Annotated in this window: 20 protein-coding genes; 12 read left to right on the top strand and 8 right to left on the bottom strand. The window is 48.0% G+C overall.

Going from position 1 to position 24,822, the window contains the following annotated elements; all coding sequences use genetic code 11:
* The first annotated feature begins 26 nt into the window (after positions 1–26).
* The 8 genes from porU to B5Z18_RS18875 all read left to right on the top strand — a co-directional run bounded on the left by porU (position 27) and on the right by B5Z18_RS18875 (position 11,401).
* Positions 27–3,431 carry a type IX secretion system sortase PorU gene (gene porU, locus B5Z18_RS18910; protein WP_079471065.1) on the top strand — a complete coding sequence of 1,135 codons (3,405 nt, stop codon included), beginning with the start codon at positions 27–29 and terminating at the stop codon, positions 3,429–3,431.
* A gap of 104 nt (positions 3,432–3,535) precedes the next feature.
* Positions 3,536–4,705 (top strand): type IX secretion system outer membrane channel protein PorV, encoded by a 1,170-nt coding sequence (gene porV, locus B5Z18_RS18905; protein WP_079471064.1) that lies wholly within the window; start codon positions 3,536–3,538, stop codon positions 4,703–4,705.
* 138 nt (positions 4,706–4,843) lie between these two features.
* Positions 4,844–5,332: a 2-C-methyl-D-erythritol 2,4-cyclodiphosphate synthase gene (gene ispF / locus B5Z18_RS18900; protein WP_079471063.1), complete on the top strand. Its 489-nt coding sequence runs from the start codon at positions 4,844–4,846 to the stop codon at positions 5,330–5,332.
* A gap of 37 nt (positions 5,333–5,369) precedes the next feature.
* The gene (gene dut / locus B5Z18_RS18895) at positions 5,370–5,813 is read left to right on the top strand and encodes a dUTP diphosphatase (protein WP_079471062.1); all 444 of its coding nucleotides are present in this window, start codon (positions 5,370–5,372) and stop codon (positions 5,811–5,813) included.
* 3 nt (positions 5,814–5,816) lie between these two features.
* A complete protein-coding gene (locus B5Z18_RS18890) occupies positions 5,817–7,553 on the top strand; it encodes a tetratricopeptide repeat protein (protein WP_079471061.1) in 1,737 nt (578 codons plus the stop codon).
* A gap of 24 nt (positions 7,554–7,577) precedes the next feature.
* Positions 7,578–8,414 carry a lipoprotein insertase outer membrane protein LolB1 gene (locus B5Z18_RS18885; RefSeq protein WP_079471060.1) on the top strand — a complete coding sequence of 279 codons (837 nt, stop codon included), beginning with the start codon at positions 7,578–7,580 and terminating at the stop codon, positions 8,412–8,414.
* A 90-nt stretch (positions 8,415–8,504) separates the two neighbouring features.
* On the top strand, positions 8,505–9,938 hold the full coding sequence (locus tag B5Z18_RS18880; protein ID WP_159454358.1) for a murein hydrolase activator EnvC family protein: 1,434 nt from the start codon (positions 8,505–8,507) through the stop codon (positions 9,936–9,938).
* Between the two features lie 113 nt (positions 9,939–10,051).
* A complete protein-coding gene (locus B5Z18_RS18875; RefSeq protein ID WP_079471058.1) occupies positions 10,052–11,401 on the top strand; it encodes a murein hydrolase activator EnvC family protein in 1,350 nt (449 codons plus the stop codon).
* Here B5Z18_RS18875 and bshA read toward each other — a convergent pair.
* Positions 11,398–12,537: an N-acetyl-alpha-D-glucosaminyl L-malate synthase BshA gene (gene bshA, locus B5Z18_RS18870; protein WP_079471057.1), complete on the bottom strand. Its 1,140-nt coding sequence runs from the start codon at positions 12,535–12,537 to the stop codon at positions 11,398–11,400. The genes B5Z18_RS18875 and bshA overlap by 4 nt on opposite strands.
* A 180-nt stretch (positions 12,538–12,717) precedes the next feature.
* Here bshA and B5Z18_RS18865 point away from each other — a divergent pair, with 180 nt between their 5' ends.
* On the top strand, positions 12,718–14,091 hold the full coding sequence (locus tag B5Z18_RS18865; RefSeq protein ID WP_079471056.1) for a M20/M25/M40 family metallo-hydrolase: 1,374 nt from the start codon (positions 12,718–12,720) through the stop codon (positions 14,089–14,091).
* A gap of 23 nt (positions 14,092–14,114) precedes the next feature.
* Complete coding sequence (locus tag B5Z18_RS18860) at positions 14,115–14,504, top strand: hypothetical protein (protein WP_079471055.1); 390 nt, start codon at positions 14,115–14,117, stop codon at positions 14,502–14,504.
* A 40-nt stretch (positions 14,505–14,544) separates the two neighbouring features.
* Here B5Z18_RS18860 and B5Z18_RS18855 read toward each other — a convergent pair whose 3' ends face one another.
* The 5 genes from B5Z18_RS18855 to B5Z18_RS18835 all read right to left on the bottom strand — a co-directional run bounded on the left by B5Z18_RS18855 (position 14,545) and on the right by B5Z18_RS18835 (position 19,999).
* Positions 14,545–15,258 (bottom strand): SAM-dependent methyltransferase, encoded by a 714-nt coding sequence (locus tag B5Z18_RS18855; protein WP_079471054.1) that lies wholly within the window; start codon positions 15,256–15,258, stop codon positions 14,545–14,547.
* Positions 15,258–16,022 (bottom strand): EI24 domain-containing protein, encoded by a 765-nt coding sequence (locus B5Z18_RS18850; RefSeq protein ID WP_079471053.1) that lies wholly within the window; start codon positions 16,020–16,022, stop codon positions 15,258–15,260. Before B5Z18_RS18850 ends, B5Z18_RS18855 begins: the two co-directional genes overlap by 1 nt.
* Positions 16,023–16,202: 180 nt before the next feature.
* The gene (locus B5Z18_RS18845; RefSeq protein WP_079471052.1) at positions 16,203–17,216 is read right to left on the bottom strand and encodes a PorP/SprF family type IX secretion system membrane protein; all 1,014 of its coding nucleotides are present in this window, start codon (positions 17,214–17,216) and stop codon (positions 16,203–16,205) included.
* A 169-nt stretch (positions 17,217–17,385) separates the two neighbouring features.
* Positions 17,386–18,039, bottom strand: a complete 654-nt coding sequence (gene upp, locus B5Z18_RS18840) for a uracil phosphoribosyltransferase (protein ID WP_079471051.1) — start codon at positions 18,037–18,039, stop codon at positions 17,386–17,388.
* A gap of 43 nt (positions 18,040–18,082) precedes the next feature.
* On the bottom strand, positions 18,083–19,999 hold the full coding sequence (locus tag B5Z18_RS18835) for a vWA domain-containing protein (RefSeq protein ID WP_079471050.1): 1,917 nt from the start codon (positions 19,997–19,999) through the stop codon (positions 18,083–18,085).
* Positions 20,000–20,100: 101 nt separating this feature from the next.
* Here B5Z18_RS18835 and B5Z18_RS18830 point away from each other — a divergent pair, with 101 nt between their 5' ends.
* Positions 20,101–21,192: an anhydro-N-acetylmuramic acid kinase gene (locus B5Z18_RS18830; protein WP_079471049.1), complete on the top strand. Its 1,092-nt coding sequence runs from the start codon at positions 20,101–20,103 to the stop codon at positions 21,190–21,192.
* 56 nt (positions 21,193–21,248) lie between these two features.
* Here the strand turns inward: B5Z18_RS18830 and ade are convergent, their stop codons facing one another.
* Entirely contained in the window at positions 21,249–22,889 is a 1,641-nt protein-coding gene (gene ade / locus B5Z18_RS18825) for an adenine deaminase (protein WP_079471048.1), read from the bottom strand.
* Between the two features lie 108 nt (positions 22,890–22,997).
* Between ade and B5Z18_RS18820 the strand changes: the two genes are divergently transcribed.
* Positions 22,998–23,720 carry a LolA family protein gene (locus tag B5Z18_RS18820; RefSeq protein ID WP_143313644.1) on the top strand — a complete coding sequence of 241 codons (723 nt, stop codon included), beginning with the start codon at positions 22,998–23,000 and terminating at the stop codon, positions 23,718–23,720.
* Between the two features lie 62 nt (positions 23,721–23,782).
* Here B5Z18_RS18820 and B5Z18_RS18815 read toward each other — a convergent pair whose 3' ends face one another.
* Positions 23,783–24,787, bottom strand: a complete 1,005-nt coding sequence (locus B5Z18_RS18815; RefSeq protein ID WP_079471046.1) for a helix-turn-helix transcriptional regulator — start codon at positions 24,785–24,787, stop codon at positions 23,783–23,785.
* Positions 24,788–24,822 lie beyond the last annotated feature (35 nt).

Below are 24,822 nucleotides of genomic sequence, written 5' to 3'. Positions count from 1 at the left end.
CCGGCCGAAAAACTGCGATTAAGGTAATGAAACTCAGTTATATTTTTATAGGTGTATTCCTGCTTTCTTTTTTAGGAAGAGGGGAAATATATGCCCAAAGCAGCCTTCGGCAGTATAAAAAAAATTCTGTGCTGGCAGCAGGCAGCTGGTATAAGATAGGTATCAGCGCTCCCGGGATCTATAAAATAGATGCCGCCTTCCTCCAAAGTATGGAGATCACGGGGCTGCCATCTGCCAGGTTGCGGCTTTTTGGAAGCGGAGGCCAGATGCTGGGGGAGCCTAATGCAGCCCCGCGGTACGACGATTTGCCGGAAGTAGCCCTGCAGGTGGAAGACGGCGGCGACGGGGTGCTGGATGGCAGCGATTATGCTCTTTTTTATGCCCCCGGTCCGCATCGTTGGCTGTATAACAGCAGCACCAAAACCTTTACCCATCAGCAGCACCTGTATGCAGATACCGCCTGGTATTACATCACCACTACCGGAACAGGGCTCCGGGTAACCACCGCAGGCGATGAGCCGGCGGGAGCAGTGCCGGAATATACTTTTGATTATCATGCCTTTTATGAAAGAGACAGCCTGAATTTCCTGAATAGCGGTAAACAATGGTGGGGGCAGGAGTTCAGTAAAGTGGTGGGCTTAACACGCAGCTACCGGTTTAACCTGCCTTCCGCCGCAGCAGGAAAAGTGTGGGTAAGTATGCGGGCTGCCGCACGGAGCAGCACCGGGAGTAACTTCAATGCCACTGTAAATAAAGTGCCGGCAATAACCAATATGTACCTGCTGCCGGTTACCGGTAATATTTTTGAGGGAGTGGCTACCGCTGTCACCGCTACCGGCGGGGCGGATGCCGGTGAGCCGGACCTGGAAATAGGGGTAGAGTTTCTACCTGGAAATATCAACGACAAGGGTTGGCTGGACTACCTGGAAGTGCAGACGCGTTGCGCGCCGGTACTGCCGGCCGCCGGGGTGCTGGATTTCCGCAGTACCCGTTACGCCGGCAGCGGGCACCCCGGCCGTTTTGCGGTGCATAACGCCAACGCGCAAACGTATATCTGGGACGTTACGGATCCGCTGAACCCGGTGGAGATGAAAACAACCCTGCAGGGCGATTCCCTGCTCTTTACCGGCAAAAACGACCGGCTGCATGAATACATCGCTTTCCGCGCCGCTGCCGCAGGCCGGCCGGACTTCGCCGGAACAGTACCTAACCAGGACCTGCATGGCAGCGGTCCGGCAGATATGCTTATTGTTACCACCCGCACGCTCCTGCCACAGGCGGAGCGGCTGGCGGCCATGCACAGGGCGGCTGATCAGCTGTCGGTGCAGGTAACCACCATCGACCAGGTGTACCAGGAGTTTGCATCCGGAACGCCTGATCCCACTGCCCTGCGGGATTATGTAAAAATGTTTTATGACCGGGGGCCCGCGCCCCGCTACCTGTTGTTGTTTGGAGCCGCCTCCTATGATTACCGGCAACGGGTAAAAAATAATACCAACGACATCCCCTCCTGGCAAAGCGAGGCTTCCCTTGACGCTATCCGGTCGTATGTATCCGACGATTACTTTGGCATACTGAAAGATGAAGGAGATATCACAGGAACGGCTAAACCCGATCTGCTGGATATCGGTATTGGCCGCATTCCTGCGCGTAATGAAGCGGAAGCCCGGCTGGCAGTGGATAAGATCCTGCGGTACCGGCAACCTGCTGCATTCGGCGCCTGGCGTAACCAGGTAACGCTACTGGCAGATGATGAAGATGATAACCTGCATTTTGAAGATGCAGAAAAAATGGGCGCCATTCTTTCTGCTGACGCGAAGCTGCTGAATACAGATAAGATCTATGCAGATGCCTATCCGCAGGAAACGGGCAGCTCCGGCGCCATCTACCCGGAAGTAAACAAAGCAATTGCCCGGAAAATTAATAAAGGAACGCTGGTATTGAATTATACCGGTCATGGCAGCAACTCGCGCCTGGCCGCGGAAAATATTATGGATGCGGGTAGTATCAGCGACTGGCATAATGAAAATAAACTCCCGCTGTTTATTACTGCCACCTGCGATTTTGCACCATATGATGATCCGGGTATCACCTCACTGGGGCATAAAGTATTATTGCAGCACACCAGCGGCGCTATTGCACTGATGACCACTACCCGCGCGGTTTTTTCGGCCTCGAACCAATTGATGAACGCCAATTATATGAAGGTGGCGTTCACACCATTAGCGGATGGGCGCATGCCTGCACTCGGAACAGCTGCGATGCTGGCCAAGAACCTTACCTATAGTAGTTCCGGCGATGCGGTGAATAACCGGAAGTTCCAGCTGCTGGGAGATCCGGCGCTCACCCTGGCATTCCCAACTTACCGGGTGATCACGGATTCTATTAACGGCAGGGCTGCCACAGGGCAACCCGATACCGTGAAAGGACTGGGTATGTATACCGTGAAAGGCCATATAGAAGATGCACAGGGCAACCGGGTAACAGCCTACAATGGTGTTTTATATACAACCGTATATGATCAGCCGGCCCTGTTAAAAACCCGTGGTAACGATGTCGGCAGCCAGGTGGCAGGCTATAAGTTGCAGCGCAATGTATTGTTCCAGGGTACACAAACTGTGAATAGTGGCAGATTTTCTTTTACATTTGTGGCCCCCGTGGATATCAGGGAAGGTGATGGTAGAGGGAAAATCAGTTATTATACCAGTAATGAGCAGCTGGATGGTAACGGTTATTTTGATAATTTCACCACCGGAGGGCAGGCATCCCCGCCGGTAGCTGATGTGAATGGGCCGTCGGTAAATGCCTGGCTCGATAGCCGCAGTTTCCGGAGTGGAGATATTACAGGCCCTGATCCCTTGCTGATAGTAGATCTGGCAGATAGCAGCGGTATTAATATTTCGGGGAATAACGGGCTTTACCAGCTCACGGCAATTCTGGATAGTACAGAATATATTGTGTTAAATGATTATTTTGGGGCATCTTTGGATAGCTATAAAAAGGGTAACGTACTTTTCCCGTTAAAGGGATTGTCAACTGGAGAACACCGGATTACAATCAAAGCATGGGATTCCCGGAACAATGGGGCTACTACAACCATTTATTTTAAAGTAGCGGAGCAGGGAATACTGACTATAGATGAAGTAAGGAATTTTCCGAATCCTTTTCATGATGTAACACGGTTTTCCTTTTTGCATAACCGGCAGGGAGAAGAACTGGAACTTACATTACAGGTGTTTACGTTGGGAGGAAGACTGGTAAAAACTATGCGTAGCACAATAATTTCCACAGCCGGCCGTTTTGAGGGCATGCCCTGGGATGGTCGTAATGATTCGGGAGCAAAACTGTCCTCAGGACTGTACGTGTACAGGTTAATAATCAGGACTTCCACAGGTACGAAGATGAAGGGCGGTAAGCTGGTGTTATTATAGCCTATGCAGGAAAATAATTTTTACCATTATCCCAAATAAACCCCTTTCTGTGTTATATTAATAAATAAGATTATTTTTACATCCTTATCAAATACAAAATCTGCATGATCCGAAAGGTAACAATGGGCCTTGTGTTCATTTACGGTACTTTCATAAGTTTACAAACCTCAGCTCAAATGAATTCCGGTGAAAGAGACGGGCGTACAAATGCAATAAATACCGCGGTTCCTTTTCTGAGAATTACACCGGATGCACGCAGTGGAGCTATGGGCGACGTGGGAGTAGCCATATCCCCGGACGCATCTTCCATTTATAACAACCTCTCCAAACTTCCCTTTGCGGAAAAAAATGGCGGTTTGGCAGTTACTTATACTCCCTGGTTAAAAGAACTGGTAAACGACGTTTTTCTGGCTACTGTGTCTGGTTATACCAAGCTGGATGAGCAGCAGGCCATTTCCGGTTCCTTGAGATATTTCTCTCTCGGAACAATCAATTTCACAGATATAACCGGTACGCCTACCGGCGATTTCCGTCCGCGTGAATTTGCACTGGATGCGGGTTATGCCCGTAAACTGTCGGATCATTTTGGTATTGGCTTAACCGCCCGTTATATTTACTCCAACCTGGCAGGCGGACAAAGCAATGGTAGCGTAAGCATTAAGCCGGGCAAAGCCTTTGCTGCCGATTTATCAGGATTTTATACCAAGGATTTTGAGAAAGATGATGGCCTGGTAAACAGGCTGAATATTGGTATGGCTATTACGAATATCGGTACCAAGATTTCTTACACCAGTTCTGCCGCCAATAAAGACTTCCTTCCCACCAACCTGGGTATCGGTACCGCCTATACGGTATCACTGGATGAGGCCAATCAGCTGACCTTTGCACTGGATATCAATAAATTATTGGTACCTACCCCGGATTCTGCCGGATTGTATAAAGAGAAAAGCACACTGGAAGGAATGTTCAGTTCCTTTGGCGACGCTCCTCTCAAGGAAGAAATACAGGAACTGATGTACTCCGTGGGTATGGAATACTGGTACAACCAGCAATTTGCAGTAAGAGCCGGCTATTTCAACGAAAACAAGAACAAAGGAAACCGCAAATATTTTACTGCAGGTATCGGTGTTAAGTACGATATCTTCGGTCTCAATTTCTCTTACCTGGTTCCTTCGGGATCAGGGATACAGCGTAACCCGCTTTCCAATACGCTGCGCTTCACCCTTACTTTCGACCTGGGGTCGAGAGATGAGGAAAGCCGTACAGGATGGTAACACATATTTAGTCGTTTAATTATATAAATGATTGAAGCATTAAATAATTATCTGGTTGAATCCCTCCGCAAAACGGGGGGATTTTTATATTTATTGGCTTACCTTGCGGATTGGCAAAATGATTAAATTATTACAAATATGAGTAGGATACGTATAGGATTGGGAGTAGATTTCCATCAGCTGACAGAAGGACGTGAATTCTGGCTTGGAGGCGTACTGGTACCACATCATAAAGGAGCGCTGGGGCACAGCGATGCCGATGTATTGTTACATGCCATTTGTGATGCGATGCTGGGAGCGCTTTCCCTGGGAGATATCGGGGTGCATTTTCCGGATACCGATAACACTTACAAGAATATCGACAGTAAAATATTATTAGCCCGGTGTGCGCAGCTGATCGGCGAGAAGGGATACCAGGTGGTAAATGTAGACAGCACCCTGTGCCTGGAGGCGCCTAAAATCAAAGCATATGTGCCCGAAATGCAGGCCGTGATTGCCAAAATCCTGCATGTGAGTACAGAAGACGTGTCTGTAAAGGCAACTACTACAGAAAAACTGGGCTTTGTAGGCCGCGAGGAAGGAGTTACAGCGCACGCAGTGGTATTGCTGGAGCATATCACCCAGTAATTCACCATTCATAATTATTTTAAAATATCTTTGTTCAATGGCGGATATCATTGTGAAAATAATCAATAAGTCGGGTAATGAATTACCGGCTTATGCAACGGCAGATGCGGCAGGAATGGACCTCCGCGCACATTTGGAAACAGCAGTTACCCTGCAATCACTGGAAAGGATGCTGATCCCTACCGGTTTATTCATGGAACTGCCGGTTGGCTATGAGGCGCAAATCCGCCCCCGTAGTGGATTGGCTATCAAACAGGGACTTACGCTCCTGAATACGCCTGGCACGATAGATGCAGATTATCGTGGAGAGATTAAGATTATCATGATCAACTTATCCAACGAACCGCAAACCATACAACCTGGCGACCGTATTGCTCAGATGATCATCGCTCCTTTTGTTCAGGCGGTCATAGAACCGGTAACCGTGCTGACAGAAACCGTTAGAGGGGTAGGAGGATTTGGACATACCGGTAAATCCTGATAAATGCGGATATACTTCACCGTTATAGGGCTGGCTGGTATTTTATTAATGGGAGCCTGTAGTGGTGCCAAATCATCAGCATCACGTAAAGACACAACCATTAATAACGCCGCTGTGCTGTCACAGCGGGCGGATAGCCTCTTTTTTGCCGCCCAGCGTTCCAAAATGCTGGGTGACTACCGTACGGCTATCACCCAGTATGCAGACTATCTGCGGCTGAATAAAAATAATCCTACCGTTAATTACGAATTAGCCCGTCTTTTTATAGAAGTACAAAATGCCGGTAATGCGCTCATCTTTGCCCGTCGCGCTGCAGCACTGGACCCGCAGAATCATTGGTTCCAGGTAACCCTCGCAGATGCCTACGCAGTGAATGAAAAATTTGACAGCGCTGCCTATATTTTTGAGGGACTTACCAGCAGATACCCCGATAACGAAGATTATCTTTATAACAAAGGAATTTTACTGGCAAAAGCCAATAAACCCGCCTCCGCACTTGCTGCCTTTGACCAGCTGGAAAAAAAGGTAGGCGTAGTGGAAGAACTCATTTACCAGAAACAGAAACTGCTGCTGAAAATGAGCATGGTGGATGAAGCAGCAACAGAAATAAAAAAACTCATCAACCAGGAGCCGGAGGAAATCAGGTATTATTACCTGCTGGCAGAAATATATGATGCCAACGACCGTGTGCAGGAAGCAGCGCAGATATATCATACCATTCTTACCAAAGATCCTGATAATCCAAGAGCCCTGATTGCACTGGCTTCTTACGCAAAGAAAAATAACGACACCGTTACTTATTGGGCAAATCTTACCAAAGCATTTGCCAATCCAGGTTACAGCATCGATGAAAAAGTAGCGTATGTATATCCGTACCTGCAGATGATGAACATGGATACTACCAAGCTGGAAGAAGGATTGCAGCTTACTTCCCTCATCATTAAAGCCCACCCGTCGGATGCAAAAGCATATGCCCTCCGCGGTGATATGTTTTCACAGGCCGATATGCTGGACAGTGCAGAAGTAAGCTATAAAAAAGCCCTGAGCCTCGATGACAGCCGTTTCTCGGTATGGTATCAGCTGATGTGGATTTATTCCCGCAAAGATGATCCCACTGCGTTACTGGCACTCAGCAACAATGTAACCGGCAAGTTCCCGAAAGAATTTATGGGCTACTACTTTAAAGGGGTAGCCAGTTTTCTTTTGCAACAGTATCCTGCGGCGATCAGTTCGTTGAATACTGCATTGGAAATAGGTAATGGAGAGAAGAAATTCCTGGGAGATATTTATTCCCTGCTGGGAGATTCCTATCATGCTACCGGGCAGCACCGGCAGTCGGACAGCAGCTACGAACGCGCTTTACTGCTCCGTCCGAAAGATGCACTGATCATGAACAATTACAGCTACTATCTTTCGTTAAGAGGGGAGAACCTCGAGAGGGCAGCAGAAATGTCGAAACAATCGCTGGAACTGGAACCGGAAAGTCCAACCTACATGGACACCTACGCCTGGATCCTTTTCCGCCAGGAAAAATTTGCAGAAGCAAAAGAGTGGATCGAGAAAGCGCTGCAATACCCGGAAGCACAGAAAAATCCGAACGTACTGGAGCATTACGGTGATATCCTGTTTAATCTGAAAGAAGTTACAAAAGCGGTGGAATACTGGCAGATGGCTAAAGACAAGGGAGCATCCTCTGTAGACCTGGCCCGAAAGATCGCTGAAAAAAGATATATTCAATAAGCATTTGCTATAAGTCATCGCTCAATGAAGAGAAAAATAGAAGTCACACTTTTAATTATAACTGTTGGTTTGGGAATGATGGCTTGCCGCCATCCTAAAAAGTTGGCCCGTACGTCTTTCCCGGCCGCCGATACCAACAAAGTAACCCTGGGAAAAGATAGTTCCACAAACGAGGAACTGACCCGTTTTACCAGCGAAATGCTGAAAGGTATTCATGCCAATCATATTGAGTTTAATACTTTTTCAGGCAAAATGAAGCTGGCATTTGAAACAGATAAGAAGAGCCATAATAACCTGAATGCTACTTTCCGTATTAAGAAAGACAGCATCATATGGATATCCGTGTCGGCCCCGATTGTAGACGAAGTGATAAGGGCTGTGATTACCCCGGATAGTCTTAAAATGTATAACCGCCTGGATAAACAGTTATTTCTCCGGAGGATGTCGGACGCTGAAGAGTTGCTGAATATCCCCTTCGATTTTAATACCCTTCAGGACATGCTGATCGGTAACCCGGTATATCTTACGGATTCCGTGTACCAGGTAGTGAAAACGCCGGCCATTATTTCTTTCAGCTGCGATCATGCAAAGTTTATCAGTCTCTTTAATGTGTTTGCGGATGACTACGGATTGCAGCAAAGCAAAGTGATGGATAAAGACAGTACCGGTGCTGCGAAACGTTCCTGTGAGCTGACCTATGGCGACTACACAAAAGTAGCCGGCCGCAAATTCCCTACTACACGTCGTATTTACATAGAAGAAAAGAATGTGACGAAAGTTGCACTGGACTTTACACGCTATGATTTTGATGTGCCGCTCACCTTTCCATTCAGCATGCCCGCCAGCTATAAACGTATGTAAAATGTTAATTGAGTAGATGTCGTATTCATTAAACTAATAAACGTTGTATATTTATTTAATTTGCAGTTACTAAATTTAGTCATGTTGTATTTGAAGAAGATTATCCCGTTTATGTTGGTGCTATGGTTAATGCCAGCCATGTTGGTTGCTCAGAATACTGGGCAGCAGCAACAGTCGCGGGAAGAACTGGAGCGAAGAAAGAAGGAGCTGCAAAGGGAAATAGATGAGGCAAACGAACAACTGAAGGAAACCAAGAAATCTACCAAAGAAAGTCTTGGTCAACTCCGTGCATTGCGCGATAAGATTACGCTGCGCAGCCGTTTGATCAACAACATCAACGAGGAGATCAACTTTATTAACGGGGATATCAATACTGCTGCGCGGGATGTTAAAACCCTGCAGAAAGACCTCGATACCCTCAAGGCCCAGTATGCACAGCTGGTGATTTACGCTTATAAAAACCGTTCTTCTTATGATATGCTGAACTTCGTATTTTCTGCAGAGAATTTTAACGATGCAGTAAAACGTTTTCAGTATTTAAAGCAGTACCGTGAGTATCGTCGCCGGCAGGCAGATAACATTGTGTCTACACAGGAGCAGCTGAATCAGAAGATCCAGAACCTGGAGTCGCAGCGGGTAAGGCGTTCTGATGCGCTTAAAACAGAGCAGGAGCAACGCAATACGCTGGAAGTGGATAAGAAAGAGAAAGATGAAGTGCTGAATAAGCTGAAGGGGCGTGAGAAAGAGCTGGTAGCGGATATTAACCAGCGTAAGAAAGATGCCCAGAAAGTACAGCTGGCAATCAGAGCGGTAATCCGCAGGGAAATAGAAGAAGCGCGTCGTAAAGCAATAGAAGAAGAAACGGCCCGCCGTAAAGCAGCGGAAGAAAAACGCCGCCGTGAAGAAGAAGCCCGCAAAGCTGCTGCACTGGCTGCTGCAGAAAGAGCAAAAGCTGCTGCCGCCAATAATAACAATAACAACGTTGCCAACAATACGCCGGCACCGCCACCACCTCCTGTGAAAGCACCGGAGCCCGCACCTGAACCTGAAAAAACAGTAACCCGTACTGAAAACGTGCTGGAAGCAACACCGGAAGCGCTGGCATTGTCGGAGAGCTTTGAAGCCAACAGGGGTAAATTGCCCTGGCCGGTGGATGCAGGTAATATCATTGAGCATTTTGGTATACACCAGCATGCGGTAATGGAACATATACAGGTACCATCAGATGGTATTGTGATTGCCACCAATAAGGGCGGCGCCGTGAAATCTATTTTCGACGGGGAAGTGAAATCGGTAGTGGTAATGCCGGGATCAGGATATGTAATTATTATCCGTCACGGACAATACTTTACTACGTATGTACGTTTGCAAACTACCCGTGTGAAGAAAGGCGATAATGTGAAAACAGGGCAGGTAATTGGTACTGCCAGCACCAACGATATTGAAAATACCGGTGAAGTGGAGCTGCAGATATGGAAAGGCATTACCAAGCAGAATCCTGAACAGTGGATCCGGAGAAGATAATTTAAACATAGCTGAAACTATACGAGATAAAGCTGAAAGCATTTTAAGGGTGCTTTCAGCTTTGCGCTTACTAACCAAATGCATTTTTTTTGAGAAAGTTGATCCCTCTTTTGATGGCTCTGTGGCTACTGCCTGCGCTGTTGTATGCTCAGCGGGGTAGTAAGCAATCGCGCGCGGCACTTGAAAACCGTAAACAGGAGCTATTGAAAGAAATAGAAGAAGCGAACAAATCCCTGCTGCAAACCAGGAAATCCACCCGGCAAAATGTTGCCCTGCAGCGGGAACTACTCCAGAAAATTTCTACCCGCAACGCGCAGATCGTTAGCATTAACAACGAAATCAGTTTAATAGAAGGAGATATCAGCCATACTAACAGCAACGTACAAACGCTGGAGAGAGAAGTGGATTCTCTCAGGGCAAGATATGCACAGCTGGTAGTATACGCTTATAAAACCCGGGATTCGTACGAGGTGCTGAACTTCTTTTTTTCTGCCACCAGCTTTAATGACGCCATCCGCCGGTATCAATACCTGCAGCAATACCGTGAAAACCGGCGCAAGGAAGCAGAAAGCCTGCTATCTACCAAAGCATTGCTGGGAGAGAAGCTGGCAGTGTTGGAGCAACAACGGGCGCAGAAAACGGGTGTATTGAAAACAGAACAACGGCAGCGGACAGATTTGCTGGAGGATAAGAAAGAGACAGATAAAACCATTGCCCAGCTGAAAGACCAGGAGCAGGAATTACAGCAGCGTATCAATAAAAGTAAAGCCGAAGCGCGGCAGGTAGACCAGGCCATCCAGGATGCCATCCGGCGGGAAATAGCTGCGGCGCAGAAGAAGGCGGCCGCACAGGCGCTGGCCCGTAAAAAGGCTGCGGATGCCCGTCGGCGCGAACAGGCAGCTGCCCGCAGAAAAGCCGCTATTGCTGCTGCAAAAAAAGCAGGTAAGAAACCGCCTGCAAAAGTGGAGAAAGAAGAAGCGGAAGAAGACGATGCTCCGGAAGCTAAAACCTCCAGTGAAGATGCGCTGGTAGCCACTCCGGAGGCGCTTTCCCTGTCGCGCGATTTTGAAGCCAACCGTGGCCGCCTGCCCTGGCCGGTAGATGCTGGCCGTGTTACGGGTCATTTCGGCGCTGGCAGGGTTGGTAAAATTGAAGTGGATCACAACGGCACTATCATCGCTACCGCAAGGGGCGCCGCAGTGAAGGCCATTTTCGACGGGGAAGTAATTATGGTATTTATGGTACCGGGCGCAGGGTATATGGTAACCCTGCGCCACGGAAAATATTTTACCAATTATGTGAGATTACTGGATGTTCGTGTCAGCAAAGGAGCTTCTGTAAAACGTGGACAAACACTTGGTGTGGCCGCACCGGGTGCAGGTAGCAATACCGGGGAGATAGAATTACAGATATACCGCAATATGGTGAAACAGAATCCGGAAAAATGGATACGTGCCCGTTAAAGCAACTGCACTTGTTTTTGCAGCACTTCTTCGTATAAAGCTTCGTATTGTGGAATGATATTATCGATATGGAAGCGTTGTGCCTGTTCCCATGCTCCCTGCCGTACCTGCTCCAGTAACTTTTCGTCTTTCAGCAGTTTGATCGCATGGGCAGCCATTCCGTCCACATCGCCTACGTTGCTCATATAACCGGTTTGTCCGGGGATATTGATTTCCGGTAAACCACCTGCATTGGAGGAGATCACAGGCACACGTGCCGCCATTGCTTCCAGCGCTGCAAGACCAAAACTTTCATATTCCGATGGCAGCAGGAACAGATCACTGATAGACATTACATCTTCCAGTTGCTCCTGTTTACCTACAAATCTTACATCATCACAAATACCTAATTCCCGGCAAAGACATTCAATAGCCGGTCTGTCCGGGCCATCGCCTACCAACAGCAGTTTGGCCGGCACTTCTTTGCGTACCTGGGCAAAAATCTTTACCACATCCGGTACCCGCTTTACCTTACGGAAGTTGGATACATGCAGGAGGATCTTTTCACCGTTGGGAGCAATAGCCTGTCTGAAATGAGGCAGTTCCCGGCGGCTGAAGCGCTGGGTATCCACAAAATTGTAGATCACCGTGATATCCTTTTCTATCGGGAACGATTTATAGGTTTCATCCCGCAGGTTCTCGGAAACGGCGGTAATAGCATCTGATTCGTTGATAGAGAAGGTAACCACCGGTTCGTAGGTTTTATCCTTACCCACCAGGGTGATATCTGTACCGTGAAGTGTAGTGATAAAAGGCACTGTTCTGCCATGCTTTTTTACGATCTGTTTGGCCATATAGGCGGTAGATGCGTGTGGAATGGCATAGTGAACGTGCAGCAGGTCCAGTTTCTGATTAATGATAACGTCTACCATAGTACTGCTGAGGGCAGATTCATAAGGTGGAAAATCAAAAAGCGGGTATGTAGGAACCTGAACCTCGTGATAATATATATTAGCGTGAAATGCATTAAGCCTTACCGGCTGTTGATATGTAATAAAGTGGACCATATGGCCTTTGTCGGCCAGGGCTTTCCCCAGCTCTGTGGCCAGCACCCCACTACCACCGTAAGTGGGGTAACATACTATTCCTATGCGCATGAGTTAATTTTTTGCATTCTGCAAAGGTACTAAAAAGCAGAACGATATCGCATAATGCCTGAGGAGAGGGATAAGCGGTAGCCGGGAGGGCTGCCGGGCAAAAGAGTTGGACCACTTGATACCTTTATGCTTTTCTCCTTCAGCTTTTTTAGTAGTTTTAACCATAAATTAACCTGCTGCATGAGAAACTATATAATGCCAATTTTGTTAGCCTGTACCCTGCCGGCCCTGGCGGTGGCACAGGAGAAAGATTCAGTAACATTGAGAAAACTGGCTGATGAGGTATTAACCCACAGCACTGCCTACGAAAACCTGCGGATCCTCACGAAGCAGATAGGCGGCCGTTTGGCCGGGTCCCCGCAAATGGTGAAAGCCGAGCAATGGGGCGTAAAGGCGCTTAAAGCCGCCGGTGCGGATACCGTTTATCTCCAGGAATGTATGGTGCCGCATTGGATAAGGGGCGCCAAGGAAGAAGCCCGTATTATCTCCAAACGCCGCGACTTTATACCGCCGCTGGAAGTACTGGCCCTCGGCAACTCGGTGGGCAGCGGACCGGATGGCGTAAACGCACTGGTACTGGAAGTGGCTTCGTTCGACGATCTCGAAGCCAAAAAGGACCAGGTGAAAGGAAAGATCGTTTTCTATAACTATCATTTCAACCCTACGTTCATAAAAACATTTTACTCCTATGGCGATGCCGTAAAGTATCGTGGCCAGGGCGCCAGCCGGGCCGCCAAATACGGAGCGGTGGCAGTTATTGTAAGGTCCATGACGCATGGCGCCAATAACTTCCCGCATACCGGGGCTATGCAGTACGACAGCGCCTATCCCAAAATTCCGGCGGTGGCCATCGGGCTGGAAGATGCTGACCGTTTGAGCCAACGCTTAAAAGATGATAACAGCGCCAGCGTATTTCTGCGCACCAATTGCGAAATGAAGAAAGACACCATCGGGCATAACGTGATCGCTGAACTGAGAGGCAGCAAATACCCGGATCAGTACATCACTGTTGGCGGGCATCTTGATTCATGGGATGTGGCGGAAGGTGCGCATGATGATGGTACCGGTTGTGTACAGTCCATAGAAGTGCTGCGTGCGTTTAAGGCACTGGGCATGAAGCCAGAGCATACCCTTCGCGTGGTGTTGTTTGCCAATGAAGAAAACGGTACCCGCGGCGGCAAGAAATATGCGGAAGTAGCTAAAACCCGCCAGGAGAAGCACGTTTTTGCCCTGGAAAGCGATGCCGGCGGCTTTACGCCACGCGGCTTCACTACCACAATGGACGCAGCCCACAAAGCGAAAATGAACAGCTGGAAACCACTTTTTGCGCCTTATGGCATTTACGACTTTGACGAACCAGGCGGCGGGGTGGATGTAGGCCAGTTAAATGAGGCAATAGGTACGCCGATGGCTGAACTTTCTCCGGATTCGCAGCGTTATTTTGATATTCATCATGCGGCGAACGATGTGTTTGAAGCGGTGAATAAAAGAGAACTGGAATTGGGTGCGTTTGGTATGGCAGGTTTCATTTATCTTGTAGATCAGAATTTCTGATCATCCATCACTAAAAACTAACTATGGGTCGGTTTGTCTTTATCATTGTATCTGTTATTATACTGGTACTGGGAGGTATTTTCTTCTATAAATACTATTTTGTTTTCGGACAGGGCGTTAAAGCCGGGGAGCTGAATTATTTTGTGCAGAAGGGATACATCTTTAAAACCTATGAAGGCAAAGTGATCCAGTCGGGTTACCGGGGCAAGGTAGCCGGTACTATCCAGTCGAACGAATTTGAATTTTCCGTGAGCAGCGAACGGATTGCACAGCAGCTGATGACGGCCAGCGGAAAGATGGTGGAACTGCACTACAAAGAGTACCTGGGAGCCATTCCATGGAGGGGATACAGCGCATTTATTGTAGACAGTATTATTTCCATCAAGGATCCGGTGAAGTCGGAGCTGCCTTAAAATATAAAGGGGAATTACGAAAGCCGTAATTCCCCTTTTTTTATTCGTTGCCTGCGTACAGCAGGAAGATAGCCGGTCGTTTATGAAGATCGGGTAATTGTTTCTTCCACTCCTTTACCGTTTTGGTTTTAATATATTCTGTAGGAGCAGTGATATCTGCTGCAATACAAATCTGCGTATAGTCTTTACAGTTATCCAGTATATCCTTCAGCAGCTGGTTGTTGCGGTAAGGGGTTTCAATAAACAATTGCGTTTGCTTTTTCTTTTCCGATTCCTGTTCCAGTTCCCGGATCATCTTTGTTCTTTCGGGTGGTTTGATGGGGAGGTACCCCACAAACTGGAAATTCTGTCCGTTCATACCGGAGGCCATGAGGGCCAGCAGCATGGAGTTGGGGCCAATCATCGGGATCACCCTGGCATCAATGCTCTGTGCCAGTTTTACGATGAGGTGGCCGGGATCAGCGATAGCGGGGCATCCGGCTTCGCTGAGAATGCCGATATCTTTTCCTTCGAGTAATAATTTTTTTGCAAGAACCAGGTCGGGCGCCTGGTTTTCATTCATCAGCAGGAGCTGCAGGTTATCTATCACGATGTTTCTGTCCAGCGACTTCAGATACCTGCGGGCTGTTCTTTCATTTTCTACATAAAAAACAGATAATTGCTGCACGATAGCGGTTACATAAGCGGGAATGCTGAATAGGGCGTCGGCGCTCAAAACAGTTGGAACCAGGTACACTTTGCCGGTGGTATTCATTATTTCAGTCTTTTTGTTTGTAAGTCAATGGTAGCTGCAATGACTGCGTAAGAAGGGGCCAGCATCCAGCCCAGTACGGGGATCAGCATGAACAGGTAAAACACCATGCCGTTACCGATAGCCATGCCGCGGTGCTGGCGGATAAAGTCGATGCTCTGCGACATATTTAAACGATGTCTTTCACAGCTATAGTCCATCATGGAGAAGCCATAAAAATAGGATTCAATAAAGAATCCGAGCATCGGGGTAAGCCAGCCGATCACGGGTATAAAAGAGATCAGTAAGAGAATTAGGATGGCGGCGGTTTGATAAACAATATTCCGGCACGACATTTTGATCCCGCGCAGGATATCCTGGCCCAGCTGCGACCAGCTGAACGGGAAGTCTTTATGATCCAGGATGGCTTCTGTCTTCTCAGATAAATAAGAAAACACGGGGGAAGCTACTATCAGGAACAGGTATTTAAAATAGGAAAAGTACCAGAATACAAATACAATCCGGATGGAAAATGCGACGAGGATAAAGAGGAAACTTAGCCAGCTGCTTTCCAGTTCCTGTACCCATTCTGTGATATGCATCAGCCGGGTGAGGTATTCCACAAAGTCGCCGGAGTAGCCCCATACAAAGTAAAATCCTGCAAAAAATAACAGGCAATAGATCACTCCAGGAATCAGTATCCATTTCCATAATTTATGCTGTAGTATGAATTGGTGGGCTTTTCCGTAAGACTGGATCGCCGACAGTACTTCTCTGAATGAAAACAACGCCTGAATATTTTATTGTAACTGAATGTGTGTTTTTCCTGGTTTTATGAAAGAGTAACGAAACTAACGCAAAATTAACAATGATTATCATGATTTTAAATGATTATCCTGATTTAGGAGATCATAAGATGTTATGAACTCCTAAATCAGGATAATTATTATATCACAAAAGCCATTGTCCTAGAAACGTGGACAGAGCGTTTTATATTTATTGTTTTCGTTCCGGGTGTGGATATAGATGAGTGAAATTTCCAGGCCGCCGCGGTAGTTGGAGGCTGGTTTCAGGCTGGATACGTTGGTGTCGTAGGTAAGGCCAATCTGGAAGCCTTTGATTTCAAGGCCCACATAAGGGATAACGGCATCTTTGAGGCGATACCAGCTACCCAGGTAAAAAGTGGTGGGATTATCGTCCATGTCGTTGAGCATGAAGCCATAGGCGCCACCAAAGGTGAATTCAGAAGCAGTGCTTTGTTTCATGTAGAGGATGCTGCCATGAAACCTGTCTTGCCCGTTTACCGGAACTGAACCTCCTCCGTGCACGGTCCAGCGATAGCTGAGCCTGTTCTGGGTAAGGTTCATGAATGATTCGGTAGGTTGGGTAATATGATAATAGGAGGCGCCCATGTAAATATTGGATGCTTCGCCGATTAAGCCGTTGTATAAGATACCGATGTTGGGATCGAAGTAGGATATTTTAGGATTTACCAGTGTTTCATTGCTGGGAATCATTGGGTTATACCCGTTGTTATCGATCTGGTTTTCAAACTGCAGTTTGGTATTGTCTATTCTTTTCTGCACCAGCGTACCCTGTAAGCCAATGGCCAGGGTGTGGTTGCCTTCAGGGTCCAGTCCTTTGTGGTACGCGGTACTGAAGGAAAGGTAGCTGGAGGTGAGCGCACCGCCGCCGCTTCTGTCGTACATCGCCATAAGACCCACGCCCCAGATATCGGTATAGGAAATTACGTTTTTCAAAATGCCAAAATCAATGGCAGCGGTACCTGTTACGAAGGGGGTAGAAATACTCCTCCATTGCGACCGGTAGTTACCGGATAAACGATAATCTCCTGAAAATAAACCTGTAAACGCTGGGTTAAGGGTTAGCGGCGACGCAAAAAACTGCGAGAAGTGCGGGTCCTGCGCCCGCAAAGGATTAAAATAAAGTAATATGGCCAGGAATAGTAAAGCTCTTTTCATATCATTAAGCTTATAGCATAGGGTTTATGCAATACGGGTGAAGGTACATCAATTAAATCATATCTCAAATTAAATTCATGTATAAACGATCCGGCTTAGCAAAAAACAAATAGCAGCTTTGTTCTCTTTAAAGATACAAAACTGCTATCCGTAAAACGATTATTCCAGGTTATTGTTGTAATTTATTTCCGAAAGCCAGGTCGCCGGCATCTCCAAGCCCCGGTACTATATAGCCTTTAGCGGTTAATTCATCATCAATATCGCCGGCCCAGATGGTCAGACTGGCTTTGGTATTGCGTAATACATATTCAATTCCTACAGTACAGGCAATGGCCACTACCAGGTGTATATGACTGGGTTTGCCTATTTCTTCCAGGTGCTCTATGGTTTTCACCAATGAAGAGCCGGTAGCCAGCATAGGGTCGGAAAGGATCAGCACCTGCCCGTCGATAGAAGGAGTGCTTACATATTCCAGGCTGATATCAAAAGAACCGTCGTGATTATGTTTGCGATAGGCAGAAACAAAGGCATGATCTGCCTTATCGAAGTAGTGCAGCAATCCCTGATGCAGTGCCAGTCCTGCGCGTAAGATAGTAGCCAGCACCGGTTGTGATTTCAGCACCCGGCAGGTAGCAATACCCATAGGGGTGGTCACTTCCTTTTCTTCGTAACTCAGTGTTTTACTGATTTCATATGCCGCTACTTCTCCCAGTCGTTCCATATTACGCCGGAAGCGCATACGGTCCTGCTGAACATCTATATTCCTGATCTCGCTTAACCATTCTCCCACCAATGAATTGGTTTCACTTAAATTGATAATCATGAGCTATCCCTTTGAGGCCGCAAATTACCGAAAAATAGTGGAACTACTCTTTGTCCAGCAGCATCGCTTTTTTAACCAGCTGGATGAATTCAGCACGATAGCCTTCTGTATCTGTTCCTTTGGAATTGCCAGCCCAGGATAACACCTGGTCGTAGGTGGCGGTGCCTTTGAAGGCTGAATTGCGCAACAACTGCCCGAAAGCGGCTACAGCAGCGGCCATCCGGAAGTCTTCCGGCGCGGCGGTGATCTCCTGGTTGCTGTAAGGCAACACTTTCTCCATCAATAAACTCTTGTTGGCATCCGGTTGTTTGTACCGCAATTTTACGGTGAGCACTTCGGATTTATTGCCAATCACTTTGCCTTCCTGGTATTTCAGCGGATCAACCCAGTTCACGGCGGTTCCCTTTGTGCCGGCAGGGATAATTTCATACAGGGCAGTAACGGTATGGCCTACGCCCATATCCCCGGCGTCTTTTTTATCATTGTTGAAATCTTCATTGGCAAGCACCCGGTTTTCATAGCCTACTAACCGGTACGACTGCACGAATTGCGGGTTGAATTCTATCTGCAGTTTTACATCTTTTGCTACGGTAAAAAGGGTTCCGCCAAATTCGGTTACAAAGGTTCTGCGGGCTTCTTCAAAGTTATCAATATAGGCATAGTTACCATTGCCTTTATCTGCCAGCAGTTCCAGTTTATTGTCTTTATAATTACCCATACCAAAACCCAGCACAGAAAGAGAGATGCCTCGTTCCCTTTCTTTTTCGATCATGCCGGTAAGTTCTCCATCGCTGGAAACGCCTACGTTGAAATCGCCGTCGGTAGCGAGTATTACGCGGGTATTGCTGTTTTTGGAATACAGTTCACCGGCAATGGTGTAGGCCAGTTGTATGCCTGCACCACCGGCAGTGGAACCGCCGGCCTCTAACTGATCCAGTGCGGCCAGGATCTTTTTCTTATCGCTGCCGCTGGTGGCTGGCAGTACTACGCCTGCTGCACCGGCATATACTACAATGGCTACCTTATCTTCCGCGCGGAGCTGCTCTGTTAAAACCGCAAACGCGCGCTTAACAAGTGGTAACCGGTTTTCACCATACATGGAGCCTGACACATCTATCAGGAAAACAAGGTTGGAAGGAGGAAGTTCCCGGGTATCCACCTGTTTGCTTTTCAGGGCCACGCGTACCAGCTGATGGGCAGTATTCCAGGGGCAAACCGCCATGTCGGTATAAATAGCCACGGGATCTTTTCCTTCGGGGGCTTTGTATTGGTAATCAAAATAATTGATCATCTCTTCTACTCTCACTGCGTCCGCCTCCGGCATCATGCCCTGGTTCAGGAAACGGCGTACGTTACTGTAGGAGGCCCTGTCCACATCAATGCTGAAGGTGCTGAGGGGCTGGTCTGTAGCTGTGTGGAAAATGTTTTCGTTAATCGGACTGTAGTCTTCTGTGTTGTAAACCGGGGAGGGGGCGTAGTTCTTGCTGGTACCCCTGATAGTGCTAACAGAAGCGGTTACACTTCTTCGTTTCTGTACGCCATAGCCCACCACCACTACTTCAGACAGCGCGGAGCTACTAACCCCGGCCACCTTGCCTTGCAGCGCATCGTTGGTATTGCCCTGCATCACATACTGGTTCCTTTTTTTATCGAGTGGCTGCAGTTTGGTAAGCTGTACTGTTATTTTATTCTGCCCGTCTTTCACTGCTACGTTAACCGCCGGGTAGCCGGCAGCGTTTACTTCCAGGATTAGCGCATCTGTGGCGGTTTTCAGGCTGAACTGCCCTTTTTTATCGGTGGCCGTTAATACATCTGTACCTTTTACCCGTACTACCACGTTGGCGAGGGGGCTTTTAAGCAAACTGTCTGTTACAATACCTGTAATAACCCGTACCTGTTGGGCGGAGGCAGTAAATGCCACCAGGCAGCTGAGCAATAGTAAAGAGAGATATTTTTTCATGGCGAAGTAGTTTTTCTACCTGCAGGATGTGCCGGGCGGTCCTGTTTCCATAAATCGTAAAAAAAATATTTTAAAACTACCTTTGCTGAAATTTTTTGTCGATGGTATATAACGTGATTGGCACCATGTCTGGTAGCTCATTAGACGGATTAGATATAGTTTTTGCAGAACTGACCGAGATACGCGGACAATGGACCTATGTTATCAGGGCCTCCGAAAGCCTGCCTTACGAGCCGGAGTGGGTGGAGCAGCTGTCGCAGGCCACTTCCCTGCCGGCAAAGGATTACCTGCTGTTACATACCGCATACGGGCATTACACCGGCCGGCGTATCCTGAATTTCATTGAAAAGAACCAGCTGGATCATAAAATTCATTTTATCGCCTCACATGGTCATACTACTTTTCATATACCCGCGCAGAAAATGACCGCCCAGCTGGGTGATGGTGCAGCCATTGCCGCTGTAACAGGGTTACCCGTTATCAGCGACCTCCGGGCGGTAGATGTGGCGCTGGGCGGACAGGGAGCCCCCATTGTTCCTATCGGAGAAAAGTACCTGTTGCCCGGATACCAGTACTGGCTTAACCTGGGCGGTATCGCCAATATTTCGGCGCAGCTGCCCGAACAGTTTGTGGCGTTTGATATTTGCCCGGCCAACAGGGTATTGAATGCCCTGGCAGCCGCACTGAATAAACCTTATGACGATGGCGGCGCCCTGGCGGCGGGCGGAGTGGCCGACAGCAACCTGCTGGAACAACTGAATCAACTGGATTATTACACCAAACCCTGGCCGAAATCACTGGCCAACGATTTTGGTACCGATACCATATTACCACTGATAGCGCCTTTGCGCATTTCTGTACAGGGCAAGCTCCGCACCTATGTAGAGCATATTGCGGCACAGATCACGCAAGCTGTAAAAGCGCTGAAAGCACAGCTGCCGGAAGGGCCTGGCAAGATGCTGGTAACCGGTGGCGGCGCGTTTAATACTTTCCTGGTGAATACGATCCGGCAACAGCTGGAGCCGCTGGACATTACGGTGGAGGTGCCAGATGAGCAAACCGTTAGTTTCAAGGAGGCGTTGATCATGGCGCTTATCGGAACATTGCGCTGGAGACAGGAAGATAATGTGCTGAGCGGGGTTACCGGGGCTTCCCGCGACTCTATTAACGGTGCGTTGTGGACAACCCATTAACAGATTACTACAATCATAAAAAAAGCAGCGGATGTAACCGCTGCTTTTTTTATGTATTAGTGAGTTGTCGTGAATTGAAAACTATCTCCGTCGAACAGCCCGAGGTCACTCAGTTTTAAATGCGGTATTACCAGCAGCGCCATAAATGATAATGTCATGAAAGGCGATGCCAGCGTGGATCCCAGCTCTTTTGCAGCTTTATCCAGCGCGCTGTACCGGGCTGCTATCGTATATCCGTCGAGGTTACTCATTAGTCCGGCTACGGGTAGTGGCAGTTCCTGCACATTGTTATTCCCCACTGCGCTGATGCCGCCCTGTGCGGCAATCACGCTGTTGATGGCGGCTGCGAGGCTTTCATCGTCAGTGCCCACCGCAATGATATTGTGACTGTCGTGTGCCACAGAAGAAGCAATAGCGCCGTGTTGCAGGCCGAAGCCATGAATAAATGCCACTGCCGGCGGCGCTTTTTTGTAGCGGTTTACTACTACCAGTTTGAGTATATCCTGTTGTGTATTACTTTCTATAGCGCCATTAACAACGGGTAGTACCGCGGTGAGGGCGTTGGTGATCAGTTGTCCATCCATCGCGCCGATTACCTTCACCGTTATTTCTTTTGCATTGCTATCGCTAACGGGTATACGAAAATCGTCAGCCGTTACAGGATCTGCTATAAAATTATTTACGGGAGATGAAGGGATGGAAGGTATCAGCGTGTGTCCGTTTTCCGCGACTTTCACGCCGTTGATATATGTTGCGAGAATGTTAAAGTTTTGCAGGTCATCTATCACAATAAAATCTGCCGGATCATTTACCCGCAGTAAGCCATTATCCAGTTTGTAATGCAGTACCGGGTTAATACAGGCGGCCTTTAACACTTTGAACAGATCAACACCATAGGCCAGGGCGCGCTTCACCAGCAGGTTAATATGGCCTTCCACGAGGTTATCGGGGTGTTTATCGTCGCTGCAAAACATGATATGTGAAGCATGGTCGTGCAGCAGCGGGTACAATGCTTCAAAGTTTTTGGCAGCGCTTCCTTCGCGGATGAGGATATGCATGCCGTATTGCAGTTTATCAAGTGCTTCTTCGATGGTAAAGCATTCGTGATCGGTGCTGATACCGGCGGCAATATATGCGGCGGCGGTTTCGCCCCGGAGGCCGGGAGCGTGGCCATCCACGGGTTTGCCGGCTTTTTGGGCGGCGGCTATTTTAGCGAGTACTTCCGGATCTTTGTGCAGCACGCCGGGGAAGTTCATCATTTCTGTGAGGTACCTGATATCATCTCTCTGAAGTAATGCTTCAATATCGGCCACGGTTACTACTGCCCCGGCGGTTTCAAAAACGGTGGCCGGTACGCAGGATGGGGCGCCGAAGTTAAACCGGAAGGGAACTTTTTTGCCATTTTCGAGCATGTATTCCACGCCTTTTACGCCCATCACATTCGCTATTTCGTGCGGGTCGCTCACGGTGGCGATAGTACCGTGCACAACGGCCAGCCTGGCGAATTCTGAAGGGATGAGCATGGAGCTTTCCACGTGTACATGCGCATCCGTAAAGCCCGGAAGCAGGTAAGTGGTGTATTGATTGTTGTTGCGTTCAATGCGGTTGATATAGCCATCTGTGATATGTATAGTGGCCGGATATATTTCCTGTTGCAGTATATCTACCAGGTTGCCTGAGAGCTGGAATGTATTCATGTTGCAAAGCTAAGGAATAGGTCGTATTTTCAATGCTGGCGTATTTTTTGAAAAGAGATGCCGGAGTTGTTTTAGGATATCTTATTTATCAACGGAAAATTAATTTTTATGATGACAGGAACCAGGTTTTATACGCTGTTAACAGCTTTTCTGATTGCCGGTTATTGCACCAGTGCACAATCTGCCGATGAATTGATAGCAAAGAATATTGTAGCGATGGGAGGTGAGGCGAAGTTGAAAGGAATTAAATCGCAGTATGTAGAGGGAAATATGGAAGTGCAGGGGCAAACCGTTCCCATTAAGCGGTGGGTGAAGCAGGATGAAGCGATGCGGCTGGAGTTTACCGTGAATGGCACCAGCAATGTGCAGGTAGTAACCCGTAATGCAGGCTGGAGCCTGATGCCGGTGATGCAGCAAACAACGCCGCAGGAAATGAACCCGGAAATGCTGAAGCTGATGAAAACCCAGCTGGATGTGAGAGGAGAGTTGTATGACTACAAGAGCAAGGGAAAAAAGATAGAATTATTAGGAAAGGATACCGTGAGCGGGTCGCCGGCGTATAAGCTGAAGATCACTGCTGCGGATGGTACATCGGGTATTGCTTACCTGGATGCCAACACTTACCTGCTGGTGAAGGCTACCAATCATATGAACGTACAAGGACAGGATATGGAGTTGGTAACGTTGTTGTCTGATTATAAGAAAACGCCGGAGGGACTTACTTATCCGGGTGTTACAGAGCAGGACCCGGGTGGGGTTAAAGTTAATATTCTGAAGATAGAAATGAATCAGCCGGTAGCAGATAGTTTGTTTACCAAACCAAATCCTTAAGAAACATTTCCGCTATTGGGCCGGGGGATATATTTCCTGTGGCGCAATAGCGGAATACGGTATTATTTATACAACGCCGCCATGGCTTTGGCTTCCTCAGCCATTTTCTTAGCCAGGTGTGCGGGTTTCAGCACTTTCACCTGGGCGCCATAACTCAGCAGTGTCATGGTCAGTTCCGGGTTAATAACAACGTTGAGGGATATACGGCATTCATCGCTGTTGTCTTCCACTATTTCCTGGGAAGTGTGGATGGGTTGCGACTTAATATATTTCCCCTGTCGTGGTGTAAAGCTCAGCAATACATTTTCCGGATCTCCGTCGTGTACGGTGATGCCTACTGCGTGCTGGAAGTAGCTGGCTTCGTCGAAATTCTTTTCATCAAAATGTTTATTGGTAGGCCATAGTTTCACCACGCGGTCGAGGGCAAAGGTAACTACAGCGCCACCGCGGGTTTTCTGGCTTTTCCCGATGAGGTAAAAGCGGTGCTGGTATTCGCGGAGGTGATAGGGTTCCACCCAGTGTTCCTTAGGCTCATCGCGGTCGAAGCTCTGGTAGGCGATGCGGATCACTTCCAGGTTTTTGATGGCGTCTACTATTTCGGGGATATGTTCTGCGCCCTTGTAGTGGGATGCCCGGGTAAATTTGATGAGTCCTTTATGCTGGAGGGCTTCCCTGTTCATTTTGAGACTGGCAGCAATTTTCAGGATGGCATCTTCAAACTGTTGTACTACCGGGAGGCTCCGGAATTGTTCCAGTATACCAATGGCAATTTCCAGCCCCTGCAGATCTGCTTCTTCTATAGGGGAATTACTGATGGAGAAGCTATCGTCTGAGTAGCGGTAGGTGCCGCTGCTGCGCTCATATACGATAGGCGCCATATAGTTCAGTTCAGGGTCCTGGCGCATATCCTGGATATCTTTCTGGATAGTGCGGGTAGAAATTGCAGTTCCCATCTTGTCCGATACATATTCAATCAGGTTATCCAGGGTAGGTTTGGGTTTCTGCTTACTGCGCAACCGCTCGTCGATCCAGCGGTAGCGCGACACCGCGTCTTTATTCTTTGGCAAAAGATAAAATTTAGATAATAAAAATAAACAATTCC

The sequence above is a fragment of the Chitinophaga ginsengisegetis genome (genome assembly GCF_900168065.1).
GTDB lineage: Bacteria > Bacteroidota > Bacteroidia > Chitinophagales > Chitinophagaceae > Chitinophaga > Chitinophaga ginsengisegetis.
Note: the sequence above shows the minus strand (reverse complement) of the source record. Positions and strands in the feature narration are given on the sequence as shown.

Coding starts and splice junctions, on each gene's coding strand:
- porU (WP_079471065.1), top strand. CDS start 27: ATGAAACTCAGTTATATTTTTATAGGTGTATTCCTGCTTTCTTTTTTA.
- porV (WP_079471064.1), top strand. CDS start 3,536: ATGATCCGAAAGGTAACAATGGGCCTTGTGTTCATTTACGGTACTTTC.
- ispF (WP_079471063.1), top strand. CDS start 4,844: ATGAGTAGGATACGTATAGGATTGGGAGTAGATTTCCATCAGCTGACA.
- dut (WP_079471062.1), top strand. CDS start 5,370: ATGGCGGATATCATTGTGAAAATAATCAATAAGTCGGGTAATGAATTA.
- B5Z18_RS18890 (WP_079471061.1), top strand. CDS start 5,817: ATGCGGATATACTTCACCGTTATAGGGCTGGCTGGTATTTTATTAATG.
- B5Z18_RS18885 (WP_079471060.1), top strand. CDS start 7,578: ATGAAGAGAAAAATAGAAGTCACACTTTTAATTATAACTGTTGGTTTG.
- B5Z18_RS18875 (WP_079471058.1), top strand. CDS start 10,052: ATGGCTCTGTGGCTACTGCCTGCGCTGTTGTATGCTCAGCGGGGTAGT.
- bshA (WP_079471057.1), bottom strand. CDS start 12,537: ATGCGCATAGGAATAGTATGTTACCCCACTTACGGTGGTAGTGGGGTG.
- B5Z18_RS18865 (WP_079471056.1), top strand. CDS start 12,718: ATGAGAAACTATATAATGCCAATTTTGTTAGCCTGTACCCTGCCGGCC.
- B5Z18_RS18860 (WP_079471055.1), top strand. CDS start 14,115: ATGGGTCGGTTTGTCTTTATCATTGTATCTGTTATTATACTGGTACTG.
- B5Z18_RS18855 (WP_079471054.1), bottom strand. CDS start 15,258: ATGAATACCACCGGCAAAGTGTACCTGGTTCCAACTGTTTTGAGCGCC.
- B5Z18_RS18845 (WP_079471052.1), bottom strand. CDS start 17,216: ATGAAAAGAGCTTTACTATTCCTGGCCATATTACTTTATTTTAATCCT.
- upp (WP_079471051.1), bottom strand. CDS start 18,039: ATGATTATCAATTTAAGTGAAACCAATTCATTGGTGGGAGAATGGTTA.
- B5Z18_RS18835 (WP_079471050.1), bottom strand. CDS start 19,999: ATGAAAAAATATCTCTCTTTACTATTGCTCAGCTGCCTGGTGGCATTT.
- B5Z18_RS18830 (WP_079471049.1), top strand. CDS start 20,101: ATGGTATATAACGTGATTGGCACCATGTCTGGTAGCTCATTAGACGGA.
- ade (WP_079471048.1), bottom strand. CDS start 22,889: ATGAATACATTCCAGCTCTCAGGCAACCTGGTAGATATACTGCAACAG.
- B5Z18_RS18820 (WP_143313644.1), top strand. CDS start 22,998: ATGATGACAGGAACCAGGTTTTATACGCTGTTAACAGCTTTTCTGATT.